This is a genomic window from Collinsella aerofaciens, from assembly GCF_041537385.1.
Classification (GTDB): domain Bacteria; phylum Actinomycetota; class Coriobacteriia; order Coriobacteriales; family Coriobacteriaceae; genus Collinsella; species Collinsella aerofaciens_BV.
Window position 1 is genome coordinate 255,755 of the sequence record NZ_JBGORS010000002.1, and the last position, 24,149, is coordinate 279,903.

Consider the following 24,149-nt stretch of genomic DNA (forward strand, 5'->3'; position numbering starts at 1 on the left):
CGTAGCCTTTTATTTTACTCTTGAATGTCAAAGATGCTCTCTGACAAATCAAGATGAAGGAGCACTTTGGTGCCCTTGCCCGGCGCCGATTCGACACGCGTATAGGAGTGCGGCCCATAAAAGCGATGGATGCGCTCCGAAATATTGTGCATGGCCACACCGGCGCCGCCACCCTGGGGAGAGCTGGCGTCGGGACGGGCAGAGCGCTCGTCAAACAGTCTGGCGGCGGTACCCTCATCCATGCCCACGCCATTATCGGCCACGGCAATCAAGATTGCATCCTCGCCGTCTTGGTGAACGGTCACGTCGATCCTCAGGGCGTCGTCATCGCCCATACCATGACGCACGGCGTTCTCGACAATCGGCTGGATCACGAACGCCGGCACCAGCGTATCTTCCACGTCCTCGGACACATCGAACGTCGCAAGCACGCGGTCCTCGCCAAAGCGGGCCTTCTCAAAGGTAAGGTAGCGCTTGGTCTGTGCGACCTCGCGCGAGACCGGAATAAGCGATCCCGAGTTGTCGAGCGTGGCACGATAGAACGATGAGAACTCACGAAGCAGTTCGCGGGCCCGCAGCGGGTCGGTGCGCGTAAACGATGCAATGGTGTTCAGCGTGTTGAACAGGAAGTGCGGGTTAATCTGCGCCTGCAGCGCACGCACCTCGGCGCGCGCCGTGAGCTCCTTTTGCACCTCGAGCTCGTGGATGGCGAGCTGTGTGGACAAGATCTCGGCAAAGCCCGAGGCAAGCGCGTACTGGGTACGGTCGACGGCGCGCGGGGTCTTGTAGTAGAACTTGAGCGTACCGACGGTACGATCGCCCACCTTGATGGGGGCGATAATGCCGGCGGGGACTTGGTTGTGCGAGCCGTCCGAGCCCACGACATCCACCATACGGTTGAACGACTGCACGATGCCATGTTCGATAACGTAGCGTGTGGCAAGCGTGTGGATGGGAGTATCGGGCAGCAGTTTTTCCTCAAACTCGCCCGCGCAGGCAAGCACGTTGTCCTCGTCGGTGATGGCCACCGTCATGGCGCGCGTCTCGGGCAAAATGCGCTGGCACACCAAACGCGCCGACTCCTGCGTCAGACCGCCCTTAATGTCCTCGAGCATGGCCGAGGCCACCGAGAGCGTCTCCTCGGTGTACTGGGAGCGCACCGAATCGGGATTGAGCGTCAAAAAGATAAAAATGCACAGAAAGATGCACAGCAGCGCGCAGGCAATCACCGTGGCGATCGGCTCGATACCGGTCACCAAGGCAAAAATAAAGTACACCAGCACGCAAATGGCGCAGGCAACGGCAATGATGCGAAAGATTGATATTGAACTATCGCGCTGGGCGCGGCGGTCGATCATTCGGCCCCCTCCAGGATACTGATCAGTTGTGCGTCACGCCAAAGCCCGTCCATGATCTTGGGCCAAAAGCTCTGGAAACGCAGATAGCTTGCAGCGTTTTGGCGCGCATAGGCCTTTGCCTCGTCGATACCATGGCGCCAGATGCGCAGGTAGCCCTCATGCTCGCGGGTAAACACGCTGCGGACCATAGCGGTCTTGCGCACGCGGTCGTCGAGCTCGCACGAAATCCACGGGCCCGGGTAGGGCATGAGCGATGCCGCCGTAACGGGAATGAGCTCCTTTTGATGCGCGGCGAATGTCAACTTGGCCCGTTCGTAGTACCAACGGTATACATCCTGCATAAATCGCGGTGAGCGCTTTTCGGACTCCGGAGGCAGATGGCGCACGGTCCACTCGTTATCGAACCACACGTCGTAGCCAAACATGCGCATGTTAAAGAGGTAATCCAAGTCCTCGCCGCGGGTGATAAACGGGTCAAAGGCCACACGCGTAAAGGCGCGGGCGTGCAGGGCCATCAGGCCGCCGCACACGTAGTTGGAGCGCGAGATGCGGGTGCCCGAGAGCGCCTTTTTCATCCAACGGTTGAACTCGATGCGCTTGGTCCACCAACGATGGCAGATGCCCGCCTTGTCCGTGGGAGCCAACGACGAGCCGTCGCGATCGTAGAAATAGCCGCTCTTGACCAAGATCGGCAAGCCCTGACGTGTCTGCTGCCCCAACGCATAGGTCGCGCGCTTCATAAAGTCGGCGTCGATGACAGTCTCATCGTCATCCAAATAGATAACCGCGTCATGCCCCAGCACAGCGGCACAGGCCAGCCCCATGTTGCGGATGGCACCGTAGCCTCGCAGGCTCACGCACTCGCCCGAACCCTTGGGCGCGATCTGAGCAACCCGGTCTGCGATGCGCGAGGCCTGGGTGTTGGTGACAACGGTGACCTTGAGCGTAGGATGAGCGTCGACAATCTCGTGCACGCGCAGCGACACATCGGCTGTGGCAGAAACGGGACAGACCACCAAAAGGATGATGCGCGGGATGTCGCGCACCTGCTCAAGCGAGGCCAGGCAGCGGTCGAGTTCGGGATTGTCGGCGTTGAGTCGTGTCGAATGGTCATAGGTGCCAGGGGCGTTTGCGCGAGCGTCATCGCCCGCCCAATACGTTGGAATCACGACCGTGGCGTTCATGCCTTACCCTCCCTGCAACACAAAAACGGGACGCCGCCAAACACAGGCGACGCCCCGCGACCTAGCTGACTCCATCATACCCACTTGGGCTAATCATTGTTCGAAAGTCAGAATGTTTATTGCGGATAACCCCAAAAGAGTATCGCGGACAGGCACAATAGCCGCTCGCTCCTATGCGGCATGCCCTGCCGCCCGAGTCATGCGGGACAGGCGGACCAGCAGCATAAAGCCAACGACCAACAGCACACCAATGGAAAGGACGCCCAGCGACGGGTTGCCGGTCAGCGAGGTGACAACCGACACCAGGAAGGTGCCCATAACGCTTGCATAACGACCAAAGATGTCAAAGAAGCCGTAGTACTCGTTGGACTTTTCCTTGGGGATAATGCGGCCAAAGTAGCTACGGCTGAGCGCCTGCACGCCGCCCTGGAACAGGCCGACCATAATGGCAAGCACCCAGAATTCAAAGGCGGTCTTTAGGAAGAACGCGGCGAACAGCACAATGCCCATGTAGGCGGCGACCGCCACCAGGATCATGTTGAGCGTGCCCACGCGGCCGGCGAGCTTGCCGTAAATGATGGCAGACGGAAAAGCAACAAACTGCGTGACGAGCAGCGCCAGGACCAGTTGGGTCGAGTCGATGCCCAAAGCCGATCCGTAACTGGTGGCCATGGAGATGACCGTGTGCACACCGTCGATATAGAAGAAGAACGCGATCATGTAGACCAGCACGGTCTTGTTGTGGGCGATCTCGCGCATGGTGTGTCCGACCTCGGAGAACACACCGCCCACGATGTGGCCGATAGTGTCCTCGGGACCGCGCTCGCGACCGTACTTTTGCTTATAGGTGCGAATGAGCGGCAGGGTAAAGATGAGCCACCAGGCACCAGTGATGATAAACGACAGACGCGTTGCCAGCATGGTGGGGACGCCAAGAGCGGGGCCACCCATGATGAGCGCCAGGCAGATGATGAACGGCACGGTGGAACCGATGTAGCCCCAGGCATAGCCCGAGCTGGACACGGCGTCCATGCGCTCGTCGGTGGTAATGTCGGGCAGCATGGCGTCGTAGAACGTCATAGAAGAGTTAAGGCCGATGGTGCACAGCACGTACACGGTCAAAAATGCCATGGCGGACATTGGGATAGCCTGCGCCAGGCAAAGCACCAGGCCCGTGAGGAAGAAGCCCAGGAAGAACTTGATCTTGTTGCCGGCGTAGTCGGCAAGCGCGCCCAGAATGGGCATGAGCATGGCGATGACCAGCGAGGCGATCGTCTGCGCATTGCCCCAGGCGACCACCAGGTCGGCCGAGGAAGCACCGGTATTGATGGCGTTAAAGTAAATGGGCACCACCGAGGTATTGAGCAGCACGAGGGCCGAGTTTCCCACATCGTACATAACCCAGTTACGCTCGAGTTTGGTGTATTTCATGGACAGGGACCCTTCGTATTTGCCCGATATGCAGTTAGTTCATCGTACCCCAATTGTCCAGAAGCACCGGTAAGGATTCGGCAAAGGGACACGCACGGGCCCTATTCCTCGCGATCGAACTCCTCATCGGCATTGAGCACGCGACCGCTGTAGTTGACGTGACTGGTCACGGCATCCATGTCACCGGTCTCGATAAAACGTGCGACCGTGCACTCGTAATCGACCAGCGCGCGATCAAAGACCTCGGGGAAACTCTCGTTCGAGACCTCGTCGGTAAAAGGATTCTTCCATGTCAGATGGCCCAGGTTACCGGTGCGCTCGGGCAGCTCAGTCGTCACGCGATGGGCAAGGCCGTCGAGCAGCGAGTAGTCGTGCACCAAGCCCTCAACCAGCGAGATCGCGCGCGTCTTTGCGGAGCCGGCCGGCTCAATCGCGCGGTAAAGTCGCTGCATATTGGCAACGGCAGCACCGTACTCCCCCGCCGGAATGTCAATGCCGTACACGCGTCCGGCAACATAGCTCATCAGCACGCCGGCCACGCGATTGATGCGATCGGTGGTGACGATCTCGCCCGCCGGCGGGTAATCGTCGACCGTAGCGCCATCGCGCTTAAGCTGCAGCATCAGTACGTCTAGATCGCTCTCGAGCACCGCATGGACCTGGCTGCTCGAATCCTCAAGCTCTGAATCGGACTCCACGATGCCAAACTGCTGCTCATAGACAAAGGGATGGGCGTTGCGGTCGAGCACGTAATGAGACAGCAGGCCCAGCGCAAAGGCGCGACCCAAGCTGGCGTCGCGCGGCAGCAGATGCGACACGCCGTCGCGCAGGCACGCGAACTGGCGAGACATGCGCGACCGATGCATGACCTGCGCCAGCAGCGTGCAGTCGGAAACACGCGGTGTCAGAATGTGAAAGAAAAACGGGTCTGGGCCTTGGTTGCCCAAGATAAAGGCAATGCGCTCTTCATCGGACGTGATGACGCCCTGCGGAAGACGGTCGATGCTTTCCTCGCCAAACAGATGATGGGTGATAAGCGCGGGCATAATGATCCTTTCGATTTCATTCGATGCCACCCATTATGCCCACCGCGCGCCCATGCCAAACCTGCGATGGTAAACGACGGCACGCAGGCCTCTTACGCAAGCCCCAGGTGCGACTTGACCTCGGCGGCACGACGACGGGACACCGGTACCGTCGAGCTCACACGGTCGAGCCTGAGCTCCATCAACCCCGTGGAGCCAATCTCAACATTGTGCACGTCTTCCAAATTGACCAGATAGCTGCGATGAACGCGAATAAAGCCCTCGGAGCTCAAGCGACGCTCGAGCGAAGAGATCGACTCATTGATCAGGTACGTTCCCTCGGCGCAGATGGCGTTGCAAAAATCGGCGCGCGCCTCAAAGTAGCAGACGTCTGCGGCGGGAATGAACACCTTTTTACCCCCGCGGTCCACCGTCAGACGCAAAGGCTGGCGCGGAGCGTGGATAACACGGCGGGCACCCAAGGCTGCCTCGATCTTGTCGAGTGCCTTTGACAGGCGTGCGTCCTCGACCGGCTTGACGACATAGTCGACCGCATCAAGGTTATACGCATCGGCGGCAAACTCGGCAAACGCCGTCACAAACACAACCACCGGCGGCGTCTTTAGGTTCTGCAGCGTCTCGGCAAGCTCAATTCCCGAGCGGCCGGGCATCGTGATGTCCAAAAACAACACGTTGGGCTTGTTCGAGAGAATCGACTCCACGGCCTCGGTGACATTGCCCGCCTCGGCAATCTGACCCACACGCGTATCCTTTTCCAACAGATAGCGTAGCTCAGCCCTAATGGGAGGCTCGTCATCAACCACCAAGATGTTCCAGCCTTCGGACATATGTGCTTCCCCTCTTTTTCTCTCAATCCAACCGCGTGCTACGCCGTCAACGGTGCCGGCTCATGCGGCTCGCCGTTCAGCTCGACGATGACCTGCGTTCCCACGCCCTCCTGGGACTTCACGCGCATGCCGGAATCTTCTCCGTAAAAGAAATGGATGCGCTGAAGCACGTTGAAGAGCGCCAGGCCGCAACCTCGCTTGACGGAGCCGTCGGCGGTAATGCTCTCGGGCTCCTCTCGGCGATGTTGCTCAAACAGATGCGCGCAGACCTCTTCGCTCATACCGATGCCATCGTCCTCGACGATGATCTCCAAACCGTCATCGGTCTCGAAAGCCCTAACATGAATAGAAAGCGGCTCGGTCTCGCGCTGCGCGTGCTTGATGCAGTTTTCGAGCAACGGCTGCAAGATAAACGGCGGCACCATGCAATCGCGCACCTCAAAGTCGATATCGACCGAAACGCGCAGACGGCCGTCGCCATAACGAGCCTGCATAAGATTGATGTAGCGAGTGCCCTGTTCCACCTCGTGCTCGAGCGTGGTGAGCGTATCGGAATCAGAAAGCGTCTGACGGTAGTAATTGGAAAAGTCGATCAGCAGCGACCTGGCCTTGTCCGGCTCGGTACGCACGAGCGACACGATGGTGCTGATGGTGTTAAACAGAAAATGAGGATCGACCTGCGATTGCAAGGCGCGCAGCTCCACGCGGGCCGTAAGCTCGTCCTGGCGCTCGAGCTCAAAGCTCGCAAGCTGCGTGGAAATGAGGTCGGCAAAGCCCGAGGCAAGCGCCGTCTGGCGCATATCGATGCTGCTCAGACGGGGATAATACAGCTCGAGCGTGCCCACGCAATGCCCGCGCACGGTAAGCGGTGCGACAATACCGGCGCGCAGACGCGGAAAGTAGCCACCCGTCTCGGTCGAGGCATCGCGCGAGAACACGCTTTGCTCACCGCTGTTGATCACGTTGAGCGTAGTCCGCAGCACCACCGGGGTGCCCGCGGGGCATTTTGCCGAGCCCTCGCCCCAGCTTGCCAACACCTGCTTGCCGTCGGTAAAGCAGATGGCAGAGGCGATAGTTTCGGACAGGATAATCTTAGAGGCGCCCAGGGCAGCTTCGGGCGTAAGGCCGCGCGACGTGTAGGCGAATATTTTTGAAGCAATGGCGAGCGTGCGGTCGGTTGCGCTCGATGTAAGGTCGTCGGGAACGACAAAGACGTATGAGAAGAAGAAGCACAGCATGACCAAGCCGGCAATGACGACAACGGCCGGAACGGGATTGGGATTATCGGTTAGATCCCAGATGAGCAGCAGGATAAGCAGCGGAACGACAATACCGAGCAAGATGGCTTGAACCACATGCTGAGCGGTACGAAAGACCTTGGTAGAGTTGTAGCTCTTGCCCAGAATCAGCCTATTGAGATCCACCGTCATCTCCTTCTTACTGACGCACCCCATAGCAATAAAGAGGGCCGCAAGCGACCCTCTCCATTGCATTATGCAATCAAATACTGTGTTTTACATCAAGCCATCGATGAACGGTAGCTTAGGCGCTGTACTTGTTTGCCTCACCGAAGGTGCCGCCCTCGACAATCCAGCCGTCCTTCATGATGACGTCCATGTTGTCGGTGTTGAGCACGTGGATGTCGGCGGCGACGTCACCGTTGACGACCAGCAGGTCGGCGCACTTGCCGGCCTCGATGGAACCGGTCTCGTCCTCGATGTGGCACATCTTGGCACCGTTGAGGGTGGCACAGGTGATGGTCTCGACCGGGGTGAAGCCGATCTTGTCGACGAACTCGTACATCTCCTCGATGGAGCAGGTGCCGTACGGGGTGACGAAGGAGAAGGAGTCGGAGCCGATCGTCATGACGACGCCGCGCTTCTTGGCCTCGCGCAGGCAGTCGTAGTTGCGCTGCAGCTCCTTCTCGACCAGGGTGCCCTCGTACTTGTCGTGCAGCTCGGGGACGTAGACGGGCGGATAGGTGGCGTACCAGGTGGGCAGGAAGGCGATCGTCGGGGTGAAGAAGGTGCCCTGCTCGGCCATGAGGTCCATGGTGCGCTCATCGATATCGAAGCCGTGAATCAGCTGCTCGCAGCCAAAGCGAACGGAATCGTAGGCAGCGGCGTGGTTGTTGTAGCAGTGGCTCCACACGGGGATGCCGACCATCTTGGCCTCTTCGACCACGGCCTGAATCTCCTCGGAGCAGTAGTGCTGGTCGCGGCCGGAGTCCCAGCGCCAGATGCCGCCACCGGTAGCCCAGATCTTGATGGCATCGGGGTTCTCGCGCAGGCGACGACGGACGGCCTTGCGCAGATCCCAAGGACCGTCGACCTGGTCGCCCCAGGGGTGCGATTCCTTGTTGAGCTCCTGGCTGCAGTGATGGGAGTCGCCGTGGCCGGCAACGCGGCAGAAGCCAAGGCCGGTGGCCAGAACGCGCGGGCCCTTGAAGACGCCCTTGTCGATGCAGTCACGGATCTGGATACCAAAGCGGCCGATCTCGCAGACGGTGGTGAGGCCGTGGGTGAGGCAGTCGTAGGCCTGCTTGACGGCGACGGCCTGCTTCTCGAGAAGCGGCTGCATGACCCAGTCGGTGTCATCGTCGGTCAAGTTGCCCGAGAAGTGCAGGTGGGTGTCGATCAGGCCGGGAAGGACGGTCTTGCCGGCGGCGTCGATGACCTCAACGCCCTCGGGAAGGTCCTGCATGGCGCCGGCGTACTCGATCTTGCCGTTGTCGTCGACGAGAACGAGGGAGTTCTCGACCGGCTCGGCACCGGTACCGTCGATGAGCTTGCCGCCAACGATTGCATACTTAGTGGACATGGTTCCTCCTTATGGATCCATATAGTGGGCGAGGCCGTGTTGGGTTAAGGCCTCACAAAGCTACCCAAGTGGCGCCGGGTTCGGCGCGCGGAAGAGAGGGTCCCGCGCACCTGATCCGCCCCGGCTCGGCGTTACTTTTTGCGGGAATTGGTGAAAGCCATGAGGGCCAGGCCAATAGCCAACCAGCCGATCACGATGCTCCACTCCACCATGTTGAGGGAGGCGGGAGAGAACGGAATCACAAGCAGGCCGATGATGATGGCGCAGGCAGCGATAGCGAGGGAGATGCCAAACTTGCCACCGGGCACCTCGTAGGGACGAGGCAGGTCGGGCTCGGTGAAGCGCATGCGCAGGCAGGCGAGGGCGACCATGCCGCAGGAGAAGATGAAGGCGAGAGCCGACACGTTGGTCAGAGGGATAAGCATGTTCTTGCCCAGGAACGGACCGACGACGGTGATGACGCCCAGAACAACGCAGGCGAGCTTGGGAGCGCCGGACTTGGGGTCGACCTCGGCGAACTTCTCGGGCAGCTGGCCCTTGCGGCCCATGGCGAGCATGATGCGGCTCGTTGCGCCGTAGAAGGAGTTCATCGGGCCCATGGGTCCAAGCGTGGCGATGACGAGCATGGCCAGGTACAGGAGCATGTTGATGCCCTTGAGACAGGCAAGCGCGGGAACCGGGCTCTTAACAAACTCATGCCAGTCGAGAATGGTACCGAACGAGTAGATGCAGACCATGTAGAAACCGCCGGCGGCCAGCAGGGCCAGGGAGATGATCTTGCCGAACTTGTTCCAGTTGAGGCCCTCGGCTGCTTCCTCAGCCTGCTGAGGAATGGTGTCGAAGCCGGCGTAGAAGAACGGGGTCAGAACCAGGACCGACACGATGCCGGCAAACAGGCTGGTGCTCTCGGTAGCGGCCTTGCCGCCGCCAGCGCCGGTGACCTGGGAGAACACGGGCATGGCGTTGTCCGGCGAGCCGGTGAACAGCGAGACGCCCATGGCGAGCAGCATGCCGCAGAGCAGGGCCTTGGTCAGGAAGGCCTGGAGCTTGGCGGCCGAGCTGGCGCCGCGGAAGTTGAGGAAGATGACGTAGACTGCAAAGCCGAGCGCGATCAGCGTCGGGAACAGGTAGACGTCGGCCCCCAGGATGGTGTAGAGCTTGACGGCGCGCAGCCACTCAAGACCGGGTAGGCTGCCGAACATCTCGGACACGAGGGTCGAAATGGCGATGGCCTCCCACGGGCACAGGATGCCGTTGCCCAGGGCCAAAAGCCATCCGGTGATGTAGCTCAGTGTACGGCCAAAGCTACGATCGACATACTCGACGATGCCGCCCGAGATGGGGATAGCAGCCGTGAGCTCACCGAAAACAGCTCCGACGGGCACGAGGAAGATTGCACCCAAGAGGAATGCGATCATAGCGGGAACGGGACCGCCGCCCACGACCATCCAGTCGCCGACCTGCAGAACCCAACCGGTACCGATAATGGCACCAAAGCCGATGGTGAAGAAGTTCCAGAGCGAGAGCGTTTTCTTCATGCCGCCGTTATCCTCGACTGCAACTTCTGCGTTCTTGTCCGCCATTGTTCCCCTCCTTTCCTTTTTGACGCCCTTGGCGTCACCCCTTGCGCGGTCCGTTTTGCCGCGCGCTTTTATTCCATGGCTTTAAGATACGGCCTTGGCGCAGCAGCGCCGCTCGCAGCTCGACCGAAGGCAGAACTGCAAAACGAGCGGCACCGTTTTTGGGACGAACGGCGGGAGACGTCATTCGTCTTGGACGCTTTCATCTTGTCTGCTTTTGAAGACCTGTTGCCGTGACGCTTGGCGCGCGGCGCGGCAACGTTCATACCATTTGTCAGGCTTTTGGCGCACATACCCATGTGTCGTGCATCTTTTTATGTAGGATAGACAAGTTACACATGAGGCAAGGTGATTCGAATGGCATACGGATACAATGACGGCGACCAACGGCCACAAAGCGTGCGCCTTGCCGGCCGCACCACGCCAACGCCCAGAAGCACCTCCGACAACGACAACCCGCAGCGCCCCCAAGAGCAGCCCGGGGCTTCTTCGCGGCAGCAAAGCCGTACCGTGCAGCAGTCAGACCGCGTGAGTACGAGCACACGCCAACGTCAGACCGACACATCGCAGCCACGCCGCTACGATCGCCGTAAGACCGACTACTACGTCAAGCGTTCCTTTTCGCGACCTCAACGCGATCGCGGCAATTCCTCCCCTCACCCCGCGTCGCACACCACAAGCCACGCGCTTCCGGCCCGCCGCCTACGCCTTGCGCTTTGCTCCATCGCCGCCTGCCTCGTCTTTGTGTTTTTGGGATCCTGTATCTCCCACGGATCAGCCGGTCTTGAGCCCACTGCCGAGGACAAGCTGCTTAAAGCTCCCGTCGCGCCCGGTTACTCCTTTGCGTTCTCGACCCCACGCTCGCAATGGCAGGCCGGCACCATGCCCCACATCTACCAAATTGACCCCGCATGGTCGGAGCTGCCCTATGCCGGTGGCACTATTCGCGAAAACGCTTGCGGTCCTACCTGCCTCACCATGGTCTATATCTTTAAGACCGGCCATACCGATAAGACGCCGGTCGATATATGCGCGCTGGCCGAAGCCGGCAACTACGCCCCCACTGGTGCCACCGAGTGGTCGTTTATGACAGGCGGTGCGTGGCAGCTGGGGCTCAACGGAACACAGCTCCATAACAATCGCGAATCGATTACTCAAGCACTTCGCTCGGGTGCGCCCGTCATCGCCGCAGTGCGCCCCGGTACGTTTACCAACGTAGGCCACTACATCGTGCTCTACGGCATCGACGATGCCAACCAGATTGGCGTCTACGACCCCAACTCGGCCAGCCGCAGCGCCCGCCGCTGGGGCGTCGTAGAGGTCCTCAACGAAGTCGAAGCCATGTGGGCCTACTACTAGTCATTGGGGACAGACTTAAATGGGTGGTCATTGGGGACGCTCTTGTTTGACTAGTCGTTTAAGAACGTCCCCAATGACCAGGTGAATAGCAAAAGCCCCGCAGTCGGAGCGGACTGCGGGGCTCATGAAGAGAGGCTAGTTTGTGGGCGCTTTGCCTGGCGCCCACAAGAGAGTCAGCAGAGTAGAGACTACTCGTGGATGCGGGTACCGGAGAGGCCGGCCATGGTCTCGGCGGCCTTGTCCAGAGCGCCGATGATGCAGGTACGACCCTTGCGGGAACGCGCGAACTTGATGGCAGCGCGGACCTTGGGCTCCATGGAACCCTTGCCGAACTGGCCCTCGTCGGCAAGGCGCTCGGCCTCGTCGGCGGTGATGTCCTCGAGCTCCTCCTGGTTGGGCTTGCCAAAGTTGATGGCGACATGCTCAACGGCGGTCAGCAGGAACAGAACGTCGGCGTCGCAGTCCTCGGCCAGCAGCTCGCCGCCCAGGTCCTTGTCGATGACGGCGGGAACGCCCTTGTAGCAGCCCTTGTTCTCGTAGTCGCGGACGACGGGGATGCCGCCGCCACCGCAGGCGATGACGATGAACTCGTTGTCGAGCAGGTTGAGGATGGAGTCAGCCTCGACGATCTTCTTGGGATCGGGGGAGGCGACGACGCGACGCCAGCCGCGGCCGGAATCCTCGACGAAGACCTTGGAGGGATCCTCGGCCATGAACTCCTTGGCCTGCTCCTCGGTGTAGAAGGGGCCGATCGGCTTGGTCGGGTTCTTGAACGCGGGATCGTCGGGATCGCACTCGATCTGGGTGACGACGGTGGCGGCGTGCCAACGCTTATAGCGCTTGTGCATCTCGCGGCCGATGCCCTGCTGCAGGTGATAACCAATGTAGCCCTGGGACATGGCGCCGCACTCGGGCAGCGGCATCTCGGGGGTGCCGATGGCGTCGTGGGCAGCGGCGAAGGCGTTCTGGATCATGCCGACCTGCGGGCCGTTGCCGTGGGTGATGATGATTTCGTTGCCCTGCTCGATGAGCCCGAGGAGAGCGTGGGCGGTGTTGCTCACGGCCTCGATCTGCTCAACGGGGTTGTTGCCGAGGGCGTTGCCGCCAAGGGCGACGACAATACGATCGGGCTTGCCAAGAGGCTTAGACATTGCTGGAATCCTTTCTGTAAAAGGCCTACAACCCATTAATAACCCGCGTCCGTGCGATACGCGAGTTTATTAAGGTTTATATTCTCTTTATCGCTCATTTTATTCATTTTGAAAATAGCGGAACGGTGAACGGTCGTTTTTATCCGCTCAGCGTACAGAACTCCAGCTAAGACATATCTACGTAATTTACGTGCGACTTTATTTAAATGAAGCGAGGATTATGTCGGATTATGCAAACTATATCTCTGCTAAACACAAAACGGACAGCGCAATATCTTACTCGCACTATACGAGATTCTATGCACATATAAGTCGAGTATGCACCCCTGCAAAAACAAGGGGCTTTTCATCCAGCAAAAGGAATAAAGAAAAGCTCCGAAAAGGCGGCAACAGCCAAGTCCCCCATCCATCCCCAAAGTGGCGCGAGGTTTCGCGGCAAAGCCGCGAAACAGCGAAGGGGACAAAAGCCCCCCACAACCACGTCCTTCATCCGCCCACACAATCCGAGGACGTAGTCGCAGCAGGATCTGAGGGCTAACCTTCGCGGACACTCCGCAGGACGAAAGAACCCCCGCCGCACGTAGTGCGCAGCGGGGGTTCTTTCATGTCCGAGGACGTCCGCGAAGGTTAGCCCTCAGATCCTGCGGTGGGAGACCTAGGCCTCGTTGTACACCGTCTTGAGCTTCAGCAGGTGCTGATAGCGGTCCATAGCGGCCTGCTCATTCTCCTTGAAGAGCTCCTCGGCGCGCTCGGGGAAGGAACGCGTCAGCGAAGCGTAACGGGCCTCGTTCATCAGGAACTCCTGATAACCGCCCGCAGGCTCCTTGGAATCGAGCGAGAACTTCTTGCCGGCAGCAGCCTCGGGGTTGAAGCGGAAGAGGTTCCAGTAACCGCACTCGACAGCCTTCTTCATCTCGGCCTGGCAGTTCTGCATGCCACCCTTCTTGATGGAGTGCATCTCGCAGGGGCTATAGCCGATGATGAGGGACGGGCCGTCGTAGGCCTCGGCCTCGTGGATGGCCTTGAGGGTCTGAGCCGGGTTGGCGCCCATGGCGACCTGCGCCACGTAGACGTAGCCGTAGCTCATGGCGATCTCGGCCAGGGACTTCTTCTTGGTCACCTTACCGGCAGCGGCGAACTGAGCGACCTGGCCCAGGTTCGAGGCCTTGGAGGCCTGACCACCGGTGTTGGAGTAGACCTCGGTGTCGAAGACGAAGACGTTGACGTTGTGGCCGGAAGCCAGGACGTGGTCCAGGCCACCGAAGCCGATGTCGTAGGCCCAACCGTCGCCGCCGAAGATCCAGAAGGACTTCTTGGTGAGGTAAGCCTTGTCGGCGAGGATCGCCTTGGAAGCGTCGCAGCCGCACTTCTCGAGCTCGGCAACGTAGGCAGCGGCAGCGGTCTTGGAAGCCTCGGCGTCGTTGACGGAGTCGATCCAAGCCTGGCCGGCAGCCTTGAGCTCATCGGACGGACCATCGGCAGCGATGATGTCCTGGGTAGCGGCGATCAGCTTGTGCTGAACGGCCTCATAGCCAACGGCCATGCCCAGACCGTGCTCGGCATTGTCCTCGAACAGGGAGTTGTTCCACGCCGGGCCGTGACCGTCCTTGTCCTTGCAGTAAGGAGCGGTGGCAGCGGGGTTGCCCCAAATGGAGGAGCAGCCGGTGGCGTTGGAAATGAACATGCGGTCGCCGGCGACCTGGGTCACCAGACGTGCATAGGCAGTCTCGGCGCAGCCGGCGCAGGAGCCGGAGAACTCCAGGTAGGGCTGCTTAAACTGGCTGCCCTTGACGTTGGCCGCGATGAGCTCCTTCTTCTCGGAGACGTTCTCGACCATGTAGTCCCAAACGGGCTGCTGGTCCATCTCCTGCTCGGTGGGAACCATCTCGAGGGCGCCCTTGGGGCAAACTTTGACGCAGTTGGTGCAACCCATGCAGTCGAGCGGGGACACGGCCATGGTGAACTTCATGCCCTTGGCCTTGGGGCCCATGGCGTCGAGCGTGCGGGTAGCCTCGGGCGCGGCGGCAGCCTCGTCCTCGGTCATCGCGAACGGACGGATGGTGGCATGCGGGCACACGTAGGCGCACTGGTTGCACTGGATGCACTTGGTCTCGTCCCAATGGGGAACGACCACGGCGACGCCGCGCTTCTCGTATGCGGAGGCGCCCAGCTCAAACTGGCCGTCGGCGCAACCGACGAAGGCGGAAACGGGCAGGCTGTCGCCATCCATGCGATCGATGGGCTCGAGCAGGTTCTTGACCTGCTGGGCGATAGCGGACTTGGTCTCCTCGGAGAGCTCGACGGGAGCGGCATCCTCGGCAGTTGCCCAGTCGGCCGGAACCTCGAACTTACGGAAGGCGGTAGCGCCGGCATCGATGGCCTTGTGGTTGGCGTCGACGATGGCCTGGCCCTTCTTCATGTAGGACTTGGTGGCCGCGTCCTTCATGTACTGCAGAGCGTCCTCGGCGGGCAAGACCTTGGCCAGCGCGAAGAAGGCGGACTGGAGCACCGTGTTGGTGCGCTTGCCCATGCCGACCTTGGCGGCCAGGTCGATAGCGTCGATCAGGTAGACGTTGACGTTGTTGTTCGCGATGTAGCGCTTGGCCACGGCGGGCATGTGCTCGGCGAACTCCTCGTCGCTCCACTGGCAGTTGACCAGGAAGGTGCCACCCGGCTTGACGTCGCGGACCATCTTGAAGCCCTTGACGATGTAGCTGGGGTTGTGGCAGGCGACAAAGTCGGCCTTGGTCACGTAGTACGGCGAACGGATCGGGGAATCACCAAAGCGCAGGTGCGAAACGGTGACGCCGCCGGTCTTCTTGGAGTCGTACTGGAAGTAGGCCTGAACGTACTTGTCGGTGTGATCGCCGATGATCTTGATCGAGTTCTTGTTGGCGCCGACGGTACCGTCGCCACCCAGACCCCAGAACTTGCACTCGATGGTGCCGGGGGCTGCGGTGTTGGGCGCATCCTCGGCCTCGGGCAGGCTCAGGTTGGTCACGTCGTCGACAATGCCGATGGTGAACTCGCGCTTGGGCTCGTCCTTCTTGAGCTCCTCGAAGACAGCGAACGCGGACGCGGGAGGCGTGTCCTTGCTGCCCAGACCGTAACGGCCGCCGACGACCTTGATACCCGTCTTGCCGGCCTCGTAGAGAGCGGAGACGACGTCCTGGTAGAGCGGCTCGCCGATGGAACCCGGCTCCTTGGTACGGTCCATGACGGCGATCTTCTGGACGGTCTCGGGGAGAACGTCGACGAAGTGCTTGATGGAGAACGGACGGAACAGACGAACCTTGACCAGGCCGACCTTCTCGCCGTGAGCGTTGAGGTAGTCGATGACTTCCTCAAGCACGTCGCAGAAGGAGCCCATGCACACGACGACGCGATCGGCATCGGGAGCGCCGTAGTAGTTGAACAGGCCGTAATCGGTGCCGAGCTTCTCGTTGATCTTCTTCATGTAGCCCTCGACGACGGCGGGAAGCTCGTCGTAGACCTTGTTGCAGGCCTCACGGTTCTGGAAGAAGATATCGCCGTTCTCGTGGCTACCGCGGGTGTGCGGGTGCTCAGGGTTGAGCGCGTGATCGCGGAAAGCCTGGACGGCGTCCATGTCGCACATCTCGGCCAGATCCTTGTAGTCCCACATGGCGACCTTCTGGATCTCGTGGCTGGTGCGGAAGCCGTCGAAGAAGTTAAGGAACGGGGTCTTGCCCTCGATGGCGGCAAGGTGAGCCACCGGCGAGAGGTCCATGACCTCCTGGACGTTGCCCTCGGCGAGCATGGCGAAGCCGGTCTGACGACAAGCCATGACGTCGGAGTGATCGCCAAAGATGTTCAGGGCGTGGGAAGCGACGCAACGCGCGGAGACGTGGAAGACGCCCGGGAGCTGCTCGCCCGCGATCTTGTACATGTTCGGAATCATCAGGAGCAGACCCTGAGAAGCCGTGTAGGTGGTGGTCAGAGCACCGGCACCCAGCGAACCGTGAACGGTACCGGCTGCACCTGCCTCGGACTCCATCTCGACGACCTTGACCGGGGTGCCGAAGATGTTCTTGCGACCCTGGGCCGCCCACTGGTCGACATGGTCGGCCATCGGGCTGGACGGCGTAATGGGATAGATTCCCGCTACCTCGGTGTACGCATACGAAACATATGCGGCCGCCTCGTTGCCGTCCATAGACTTAAACTTACGCGCCATATACCCCTCTCCTCTCATATAGGTATACAGGCCCCGGCGATCGCCGGGATGTTGGCGTGATGGGATTTTCGCTGTTGCTTCCAATCATCTGGCAGGCAGGCTCAGCAGCAGGTACATGGCGTGGAGAGAAGGCATGCCGAGGCGAGGAGGGCTGCACGCGCTCCACAAGCCCAGCTACCCGTCTTGCACATGACCGAGCGCCGCAAAGGCCGCATGCCGGATGCTCCCGGGCACGCCCCGGCGATGGGAAGCGCCCGCAACGGAAATCCGCATGCGGGTTTATTGTACCCCGCCGTCAAGTGTAATTTCGGCAAATATAGGCGGGCGGTAAAGGTTTACCCCGACTGACCGCCAAGGGGCGAAATGGCCCCTCGTCCCAAGCGGCCGGCCCTGGCGCGCCAAGGAGTGTCCCCAAGTGCCGGCAGAAAAGGAACGTCCCTAACTGCCGGCTAGAGGGCACCGAAGAGAATGGCGTAGGTAGTGGATTCGCCGAGCTTGAGCTCGTCGCCGGGATTGAGTTGGGCGGAACGGCCGGGCTCGACCTGAATGCAGACGCGCGTGGCCCCGTTTACCACCACGGTTCCGTTGGTGGACGACAAGTCCTCGACGTGCCAGATATTTTGAGCATCGCACCAGATATGGGCATGGCGGGCCGAGACATCGTCGCCGACGTCGGTAATATCGCCCTCACCAGTGGCCAGCGCGCCAATCTCAACACCCTGCTCACTCGGCTGAATCCAGCGCGGGGCGCTCACGACAAAACTGTTTTGTACGCGCAGCAAGCCCAAGGGGTGCGCCGGGGCGGGTTCGCGTTCGCCCGCGGTCATCGACATGCCAAGCGAACGCGGCGTCGACGTGGCGCCGCCACAGGTCGCATGAACGCGGCGGCTCGCCCGACTTGGAACCAAGGCGGGCGTGAGAGCAAACGGCATAGGGAACGAATCTTGCGGATGTACTCCTCGACGTCAGGCAGGTAAGCCCCACGAAGTCGCCGGGGAGGCCCAAGCAGCCCGGCACCACTTCCAGATTCTGACCAGGGCGAGTCGTTCGCCGATAGCTGAAGGCTCGCTCCCACCCAAAAAGGGGAGATTCGCGTTGTTCCCCAATCGCTCTCGCATCTTTCATTTTGCTCGAGGTGGGCTATAAAAAACTTTCCTGGTGAAAGGCGGTGATTGGTTTCCTTTCTTTCTAGATGAGCGCGCCTGTAATCTGTTTTCATCCTAAATCAAGTTAAGATCGGACCTTCCAGAGGCAAGTCGACTCAAACTGCGAGGCTCCATGCTGGAATAAAGAGCGCTGTCGAAGTGCCAACAACGCAAAGCTTGCCAGTCTCAAATAGAACCTTTTGGGAGTCCGATTGAGCCGCACGCCGAATCCCCGCTGGTGGTTTTTTATAGCTGCGTAACAATAAACAAGGTTAGTGCCAGTCCAGCATGAAATTGAGGAACGTATGCATTTTTTCTCAGTAAGTGATCGTCGTTACTGCTTCGATGAGGTCACTCGCAATTGCTTTCAGGTTGACCAAGCATCAGAAGATGCGCTTCGCGTATTTGAAGCATCGGGAAGAACGGTCAACTCGAAGTTGCTAACGAAGTCACTTGCTGCGAAAGGCTACGACCAAACGACCATAGCAGAACTTGAAGACGACATTGATGAATATCAACGATTGTCTGAGCGGACTATCTCAACAAAAGACACGCCTCGAAAACTTAGATCCATCGAACTCCACGTTTCACATGCATGCAACCTTGGTTGTAGTTACTGTTTTGCCGGTAAAGGAGATTATGGGACGTCTCCTCTGCTGATGACAGACGAGATAGCCTTCAAGGCGGTCGACTACCTCGTCGCAAGTTCATCGGAAAACGAAACGCTTACGATCGTCTTTTTTGGTGGGGAACCCATGATTAACGAGCCGCTGATATGGAAAACGGTCGACTATTCAAAAAGAATATACCCCAATAGAAACTTTACCTATTCTATTACGACCAACGGAACGCTTTTGAATGACACTGCTGTGAATTCTTTCAAGGAGCACGGGTTTTCTGTTCTGATTAGTCTCGATGGTACAGGATGTAAACACGATGCATCGCGCCCGTACAAGACGGGAGGCGGCTCTTTCTCCGATATCGACAAAAACGTTCGTCGTTTTTCCGAGTCGTTCCCCTTCGGCGCAAGAGCGACCTTAACAAGAAATAACTGTAACCTTGTTGAAGACTATCTTCAGTTTAAAGAGATGGGTTTCAGAAGGATTTACTTCTCGCCCGTAAGCTCATTCGATGAGAATATCAAACTCGACGAACACTCATTAAACAAAATCAGGGCGGGCTTAATAGATTTGGCGGATCAATATCTCAAACAGATTGATCAAGGGGAAAAGCCCTTGTTTAGAACATTGAAAACTGCAATTGATTTGATTATGAGCAACAGGATCGCCTTTGTCGGATGCGGGGCTGGCAGGCGTTTTATTTCTGTGACTCCCGAAGGAGACGTATACCCCTGTCACAGGTTTGTCGGGATGATGCGATTCAAAATGGGCAACATCATCACCGGAATTGACGAAACTAGGTATATTGAAAACTGGAGTCAGGGTGTCGAAAAAAGAATTGACTGTACGGACTGTTGGGCTCGGTCTTTCTGTGGTGGGGGCTGTAGCTGGGAGGCTGCAGACGAGTACGGCTACTTACCCAAGAGTCTACACCCTGCATCATGTGAATATAGAAAAATGTGCTACGAGATGGCTTTTGACCTTATTTCCCGCCACTCATCTTCGCAGGAGAAAAATCAACGAGAAGCTACTGTATCGGAATAAGCGGTTCAGCGCATTGCTGTCACCATTGTGGAGGTGTTCGTTCTTCTGATTACCGTCTGCAAAGCTTATTGCTACGTTCGCCGAAACCATTCTAGAAATATGGTGAACTAGACATCTTGGTTTGTTATACACAATATTGAGGTTTTTTCTGCACTCAAAGGGAGGTAGTCGTGAAGCATATTCATCCGATTAATCCAGGAAGTAGCGACGAGGCAGGCGTGAAGCCGATGTCTTTTGACTGCCTCTTGGGCATTACTGACATCTGTACTGTTTATGATAAAGCAGATGGCTGTGGTGCATACGATTACTGCGACTATGACATGGATGGCGGCAGCATCTGCGTTGTAGATCACTGTGGCATTGATCAAACGTAGTCTCTAATTGGATTAAGGTGAGGAGCTGTTATGAAGCATATCCATCCTGTTGGTTCAAGTGGAAATGAAAATCCTCCCGTTGAGCCTTGTTGTCTTGGAGTTGATATATGCAATTTTTACGACATCGCCGAGTGCCCTGTTGCGGATTGGTGCTATGTCGATAAAGAATCAAGCTGCGTTTTGCCAGCAGATTGGTGCGATCCAGTTGACGAGTAGTTTTTGTGGCTAGAAACTATTTGGTCCAATTCAGAATAAGATGGGAACAAATACCAAAATCTCGTGTCTGGGAGGAGTTATGCCATTATTGCAAGGTCTCGTTGGATTAGCCTTTATACTTACATTATATTTGGCACCTTTTTTAATTTTATTCTTCATTATCCGACTCTTTCTTCGGAAAAAATAGGAGTATCACGCAAACATTAGCGTAGCTTTCTTCCAATATGAGCCGAGCATTGGCAAGTGGAATAAGAAGCCCGACCGTTCGCCATATGAAAGTGATCGGACGGGCTTCTCTATTTAACCCGGGCCGCCACCCATAGCGGCTTTCCAAGCGTATTCTCGGTGCAAAGCAATCGTCAGTTTAATCCTATGCGTTGATACCGCATTTCATTTGTTCGGCTCGAATTCTACGGCCTTGCAGCCCTCGCACTCTCCGGCAAACGGATTGAACGCGAAGGCAGAGATGATGTGTGCGTGGACATCGAGGCTGCTGTAGGCAACATACTGGGGCATGGACCCCCGCTGCGCGTGGCATGCGGCCCGGCATATTCATTGCCGTCCAACCCCGTGTAGTTGCAGCAAAGGGCGGAACCTCAATGCTCAGCTCATGTTGTCCGTGGGACACGAGAATCGTAAGTACACTTTGATGCGATTCCCACGCTGATACTGAGCCACCTGGAATAAGATACGTCGCGACAACACTTCGCTTCACCTCTGTCTCGACAAGACGACGTAGACTAAAGTTTCCTTTAGTAAGAGAACGAGAACTATATCTGAAAGCGTTGCGATGGCGTGAAGGCACCGAATCCGAACCGCCTGAATGCTACGTGCATCTGCATCGCTTTTTTGTTATCTCTGCCAGTTGGGTAGCACTACACTTGTCAGCATTTACCCTGGTACATGCTGCCTAAATCCACTACCCCTTCTACCGCGCCGACCATCTCGTCATCGTGAGAGACAACGATGATCAGCTGGCTTTGCTTGTTGCGCTTAACATAGGCCGCAAGCTCGGCGCGGCTTACAGCGTCTAACCCAGTCGTGGGCTCGTCGAGCACCAAAACTGACGACTTGCGTGAAATCGCCGACCATAAGTACACGCGGCGCAGCTCACCGCCCGAAAGCGCGGAGCAACGTTTCCCGAGTAACTCCTTCACGCTGTTTTCCAGCGAAGGTAGGTCATCTACACCCCGGTGATAGGGAGAAAAGGGCGTGTCGAAATACTCTAACAGCTCTTTCACCGTTTCGTCCGGCGCGAAGCACGACTGTGGGCAGCACGATATCTCTCTCGCACGTATGTAATCCAAGTCGCATTCTTCGATTGGCACACCGTTGTATTTTACTTTGCCTTTCGATGAGTATAGCCCGAGCATCAAGTAAAGAAGTGACGTCTTGCCTCTTCCGTTCTCCCCAACTATGCAATATGTACCAGGACCGGAAAACTTGAAAGAAAACCCGCCGAGGACCTCTCGGACAGATCCGTCTGGAAGGACAACCGAGAATTCCAAATCAGATACCGAAATGTCATTTATTCCATCAAGTTTCGCCAAATCGGTCCGATTCCACCCCGATCTCGCCTTTTCCCTCGTCGCGATAGCCGTCCTATCCCATGATGCTTTGGCGTCCTGATAGGATTTGAACAATGACATCATACTTTTCAAAGTCTTAAAGAGAACCGCGAAGTATGTACCGATGATAGTGTACTCGCCTATTGACATAGTCCCGTTAATGATTCGTACTCCGGAAACAACAAGTATCACCGCTTGAAACAACGCTGCGAAAAGACCATCGAGCGATGCCAGAGAATATGATAGCTTTCCGGAGCGCAAAACTTTGGGAAAATAGCTCTTAAATCCAGCGTCGAGCGCTTGTTCGCTCTTGCCGTACGAAGATGCCAGTTGAATGTTGAGAATCTGATTAAGCTGCGATGCAATTGCGGCGTAAAAGGCGCTGTCCGCCTCTTTCTTCTCATACGTGACCCTATACAAAAGTTTCCTCAACCCAGTAATTACACAGAAATACACGATGAGGAGAATGATGGAAAACACCGCGAGAGTTGAATCAATTGACCATATGATAAGCAATACGATGGGAATAGCTACAATGGACAGCGGCGCACTGATAAAATTCGCCAAAACGAAGGATGAGACCACGCTGGAGTCGGAAATAATCCGTTGCGTTGTATAGGCTGGATCGATGGTCCGACTCACCAAGTAATCGTCTCTTTCAAAACGCAAGACGGCCTCCCTGAGAAGATCAAAGGAAAGTCTCGTGGTTATGCGAATGGAAAGTGTTCCTGCAAAATAAGTAAAGAGGGTGGAGAAAACTCCTATTGACGCAACCAGGAGCGCGAAGAGTACGGCGTCTCTTTCGCTGCGGTTACCAAGAAGAAAATCTAAGAATTTCCCGTTCACGTATGGCATGGCATAGGAGAGAGCGGTTCCAATCACCGTGATAGCAATGAAGACGAAAGCCCCTTTTGCTCTGATGAACCTCGAGAGAACGCATCGAATCAAGGAAGGCCCCAATCTACCCGCCACAAAACATCAATCACTGATACCTTACACCTCAACACAACAGGAGCGAAGATTTGTCAATGAGACTGCTTTAAGATTGCCTTGGGCCAATACGATCTCAAGCTCTTCCTACAAGAGAGTCGGAATCGGACATCTCCTCCGACGAATCTGGCAATCGGGCGGTTGAAATATCTTTTTCAACCGCCCGATTGCCACAATAGATTGGAGCGTCCGCCCGCAAACGACCTCGTTTTACACCCACCAAATCCTTTGCCTTTTGTCGCCTTTTTGCTGTTCGCAGCCTTAAACAAGAACTATTTCGCCGCAACTTATCGAGGGGTTGGCTAGAGGGCACCGAAGAGAATGGCGTAGGTAGTGGATTCGCCGAGCTTGAGCTCGTCGCCGGGATTGAGTTGGGCGGAACGGCCGGGCTCGACCTGAATGCAGACGCGCGTGGCCCCGTTTACCACCACGGTTCCGTTGGTGGACGACAAGTCCTCGACGTGCCAGATATTTTGAGCATCGCACCAGATATGGGCATGGCGGGCCGAGACATCGTCGCCGACGTCGGTAATATCGCCCTCACCAGTGGCCAGCGCGCCAATCTCAACACCCTGCTCACTCGGCTGAATCCAGCGCGGGGCGCTCACGACAAAACTGTTTTGTACGCGCAGCAAGCCCAAGGGGTGCGCCGGGGCGGGTTCGCGTTCGCCCGCGGTCATCGACATGCCAAGCGAACGCGGCGTGGAGGTGCCTCCGCCACAGGTCGCGTGCGCGTAGTCGATGGCATAGTTCACCGAGGACCGCACATCCGCCGAACAACCGACAGCGACAAACAGCACCAGCACGGCCTCGGCGCGCTCGGCGGGCATGAGTTCCGCCGCCTGGGACAGGCGATCGAGCGCGTTGCGATAGAGATTCGTGTCCTGGTGGCACTCTTCGAGCGCGCGTACCATCGGTTCACCTGCAGGACCGCACACCATATTGATCACAGCCGTGGAGTCCATGGGATTTCGCTGGCGCAGGGCCAGTTGCGACATAATGCGCGCAGCCGAGGTACCGTATTCGGCAAAGTAGCGCTGCTGAAGCGTGCCGACCGGCGCGCGAACGATAAAGCGGGAAACCCAAGAGCGATCGGCGGCTCGGCTCTGCGGGCTGCGGCCGTCGGCGAGCGGACGGGACGAAAGCACCAAGCCGCACAGCTCGATATGGCTCAGATGCGCCGCGCGCTTAAAGATGTCAAACATGGCCCCGCATGGGGTGAGCTCAACTTGAGATGCCAT

17 protein-coding genes are annotated in these 24,149 nt (G+C 57.9%); 4 read left to right on the top strand and 13 right to left on the bottom strand.

Features of this window, described 5'->3' with window-relative positions:
* Positions 1-14 precede the first annotated feature (14 nt).
* From ACEG18_RS04575 to ACEG18_RS04610, 8 genes are all read right to left on the bottom strand, one after another.
* Positions 15-1,358: a histidine kinase gene (locus ACEG18_RS04575; protein ID WP_372541449.1), complete on the bottom strand. Its 1,344-nt coding sequence runs from the start codon at positions 1,356-1,358 to the stop codon at positions 15-17.
* Positions 1,355-2,542 (bottom strand): glycosyltransferase, encoded by a 1,188-nt coding sequence (locus ACEG18_RS04580; protein WP_372541450.1) that lies wholly within the window; start codon positions 2,540-2,542, stop codon positions 1,355-1,357. Before ACEG18_RS04580 ends, ACEG18_RS04575 begins: the two co-directional genes overlap by 4 nt.
* Before the next feature lie 171 nt (positions 2,543-2,713).
* Positions 2,714-3,973: an MFS transporter gene (locus ACEG18_RS04585; protein WP_372541452.1), complete on the bottom strand. Its 1,260-nt coding sequence runs from the start codon at positions 3,971-3,973 to the stop codon at positions 2,714-2,716.
* Positions 3,974-4,074: 101 nt separating this feature from the next.
* A complete protein-coding gene (locus ACEG18_RS04590; protein WP_372541454.1) occupies positions 4,075-5,019 on the bottom strand; it encodes a zinc dependent phospholipase C family protein in 945 nt (314 codons plus the stop codon).
* A gap of 92 nt (positions 5,020-5,111) precedes the next feature.
* The gene (locus tag ACEG18_RS04595; RefSeq protein ID WP_372541456.1) at positions 5,112-5,846 is read right to left on the bottom strand and encodes a LytR/AlgR family response regulator transcription factor; all 735 of its coding nucleotides are present in this window, start codon (positions 5,844-5,846) and stop codon (positions 5,112-5,114) included.
* Between the two features lie 38 nt (positions 5,847-5,884).
* On the bottom strand, positions 5,885-7,276 hold the full coding sequence (locus ACEG18_RS04600; protein ID WP_254179401.1) for a sensor histidine kinase: 1,392 nt from the start codon (positions 7,274-7,276) through the stop codon (positions 5,885-5,887).
* A gap of 112 nt (positions 7,277-7,388) precedes the next feature.
* Positions 7,389-8,666, bottom strand: a complete 1,278-nt coding sequence (locus tag ACEG18_RS04605) for a metal-dependent hydrolase family protein (protein WP_055285286.1) — start codon at positions 8,664-8,666, stop codon at positions 7,389-7,391.
* Positions 8,667-8,797: 131 nt separating this feature from the next.
* Positions 8,798-10,249, bottom strand: a complete 1,452-nt coding sequence (locus tag ACEG18_RS04610; RefSeq protein WP_148332789.1) for an APC family permease — start codon at positions 10,247-10,249, stop codon at positions 8,798-8,800.
* 354 nt (positions 10,250-10,603) lie between these two features.
* Between ACEG18_RS04610 and ACEG18_RS04615 the strand changes: the two genes are divergently transcribed.
* Entirely contained in the window at positions 10,604-11,605 is a 1,002-nt protein-coding gene (locus tag ACEG18_RS04615) for a C39 family peptidase (RefSeq protein WP_372541458.1), read from the top strand.
* Positions 11,606-11,793: 188 nt separating this feature from the next.
* Here ACEG18_RS04615 and arcC read toward each other — a convergent pair whose 3' ends face one another.
* From arcC to ACEG18_RS04630, 3 genes are all read right to left on the bottom strand, one after another.
* Positions 11,794-12,756 (bottom strand): carbamate kinase, encoded by a 963-nt coding sequence (gene arcC, locus ACEG18_RS04620; RefSeq protein ID WP_055310076.1) that lies wholly within the window; start codon positions 12,754-12,756, stop codon positions 11,794-11,796.
* Between the two features lie 655 nt (positions 12,757-13,411).
* Entirely contained in the window at positions 13,412-16,951 is a 3,540-nt protein-coding gene (nifJ, locus tag ACEG18_RS04625; protein WP_117800772.1) for a pyruvate:ferredoxin (flavodoxin) oxidoreductase, read from the bottom strand.
* Positions 16,952-17,400: 449 nt separating this feature from the next.
* Positions 17,401-17,883, bottom strand: coding sequence for an FHA domain-containing protein (locus ACEG18_RS04630; protein WP_372541460.1), 483 nt, complete (start codon positions 17,881-17,883; stop codon positions 17,401-17,403).
* A gap of 518 nt (positions 17,884-18,401) precedes the next feature.
* Between ACEG18_RS04630 and ACEG18_RS04635 the strand changes: the two genes are divergently transcribed.
* The 3 genes from ACEG18_RS04635 to ACEG18_RS04645 all read left to right on the top strand — a co-directional run bounded on the left by ACEG18_RS04635 (position 18,402) and on the right by ACEG18_RS04645 (position 20,350).
* Positions 18,402-19,760, top strand: coding sequence for a radical SAM protein (locus ACEG18_RS04635; RefSeq protein ID WP_372541462.1), 1,359 nt, complete (start codon positions 18,402-18,404; stop codon positions 19,758-19,760).
* Between the two features lie 170 nt (positions 19,761-19,930).
* Positions 19,931-20,134, top strand: coding sequence for a hypothetical protein (locus tag ACEG18_RS04640; RefSeq protein ID WP_196033940.1), 204 nt, complete (start codon positions 19,931-19,933; stop codon positions 20,132-20,134).
* A 30-nt stretch (positions 20,135-20,164) separates the two neighbouring features.
* Positions 20,165-20,350 carry a hypothetical protein gene (locus tag ACEG18_RS04645; RefSeq protein ID WP_196033943.1) on the top strand — a complete coding sequence of 62 codons (186 nt, stop codon included), beginning with the start codon at positions 20,165-20,167 and terminating at the stop codon, positions 20,348-20,350.
* A gap of 884 nt (positions 20,351-21,234) precedes the next feature.
* On the opposite strand, the gene ACEG18_RS04650 is transcribed toward ACEG18_RS04645, so the two are convergent.
* Positions 21,235-22,866, bottom strand: a complete 1,632-nt coding sequence (locus tag ACEG18_RS04650) for an ATP-binding cassette domain-containing protein (RefSeq protein ID WP_349099981.1) — start codon at positions 22,864-22,866, stop codon at positions 21,235-21,237.
* Between the two features lie 344 nt (positions 22,867-23,210).
* Positions 23,211-24,149, bottom strand: coding sequence for an FHA domain-containing protein (locus tag ACEG18_RS04655; protein WP_022094220.1), 939 nt, complete (start codon positions 24,147-24,149; stop codon positions 23,211-23,213).

What these genes read in the sequence shown, in the direction of transcription:
- ACEG18_RS04575 (WP_372541449.1), bottom strand. Translation starts at nt 1,358, where the DNA reads ATGATCGACCGCCGCGCCCAGCGCGATAGTTCAATATCAATCTTTCGC.
- ACEG18_RS04580 (WP_372541450.1), bottom strand. Translation starts at nt 2,542, where the DNA reads ATGAACGCCACGGTCGTGATTCCAACGTATTGGGCGGGCGATGACGCT.
- ACEG18_RS04585 (WP_372541452.1), bottom strand. Translation starts at nt 3,973, where the DNA reads ATGAAATACACCAAACTCGAGCGTAACTGGGTTATGTACGATGTGGGA.
- ACEG18_RS04590 (WP_372541454.1), bottom strand. Translation starts at nt 5,019, where the DNA reads ATGCCCGCGCTTATCACCCATCATCTGTTTGGCGAGGAAAGCATCGAC.
- ACEG18_RS04595 (WP_372541456.1), bottom strand. Translation starts at nt 5,846, where the DNA reads ATGTCCGAAGGCTGGAACATCTTGGTGGTTGATGACGAGCCTCCCATT.
- ACEG18_RS04600 (WP_254179401.1), bottom strand. Translation starts at nt 7,276, where the DNA reads ATGACGGTGGATCTCAATAGGCTGATTCTGGGCAAGAGCTACAACTCT.
- ACEG18_RS04605 (WP_055285286.1), bottom strand. Translation starts at nt 8,666, where the DNA reads ATGTCCACTAAGTATGCAATCGTTGGCGGCAAGCTCATCGACGGTACC.
- ACEG18_RS04610 (WP_148332789.1), bottom strand. Translation starts at nt 10,249, where the DNA reads ATGGCGGACAAGAACGCAGAAGTTGCAGTCGAGGATAACGGCGGCATG.
- ACEG18_RS04615 (WP_372541458.1), top strand. Translation starts at nt 10,604, where the DNA reads ATGGCATACGGATACAATGACGGCGACCAACGGCCACAAAGCGTGCGC.
- arcC (WP_055310076.1), bottom strand. Translation starts at nt 12,756, where the DNA reads ATGTCTAAGCCTCTTGGCAAGCCCGATCGTATTGTCGTCGCCCTTGGC.
- nifJ (WP_117800772.1), bottom strand. Translation starts at nt 16,951, where the DNA reads ATGGCGCGTAAGTTTAAGTCTATGGACGGCAACGAGGCGGCCGCATAT.
- ACEG18_RS04630 (WP_372541460.1), bottom strand. Translation starts at nt 17,883, where the DNA reads ATGCCGTTTGCTCTCACGCCCGCCTTGGTTCCAAGTCGGGCGAGCCGC.
- ACEG18_RS04635 (WP_372541462.1), top strand. Translation starts at nt 18,402, where the DNA reads ATGCATTTTTTCTCAGTAAGTGATCGTCGTTACTGCTTCGATGAGGTC.
- ACEG18_RS04645 (WP_196033943.1), top strand. Translation starts at nt 20,165, where the DNA reads ATGAAGCATATCCATCCTGTTGGTTCAAGTGGAAATGAAAATCCTCCC.
- ACEG18_RS04655 (WP_022094220.1), bottom strand. Translation starts at nt 24,149, where the DNA reads ATGGCATCTCAAGTTGAGCTCACCCCATGCGGGGCCATGTTTGACATC.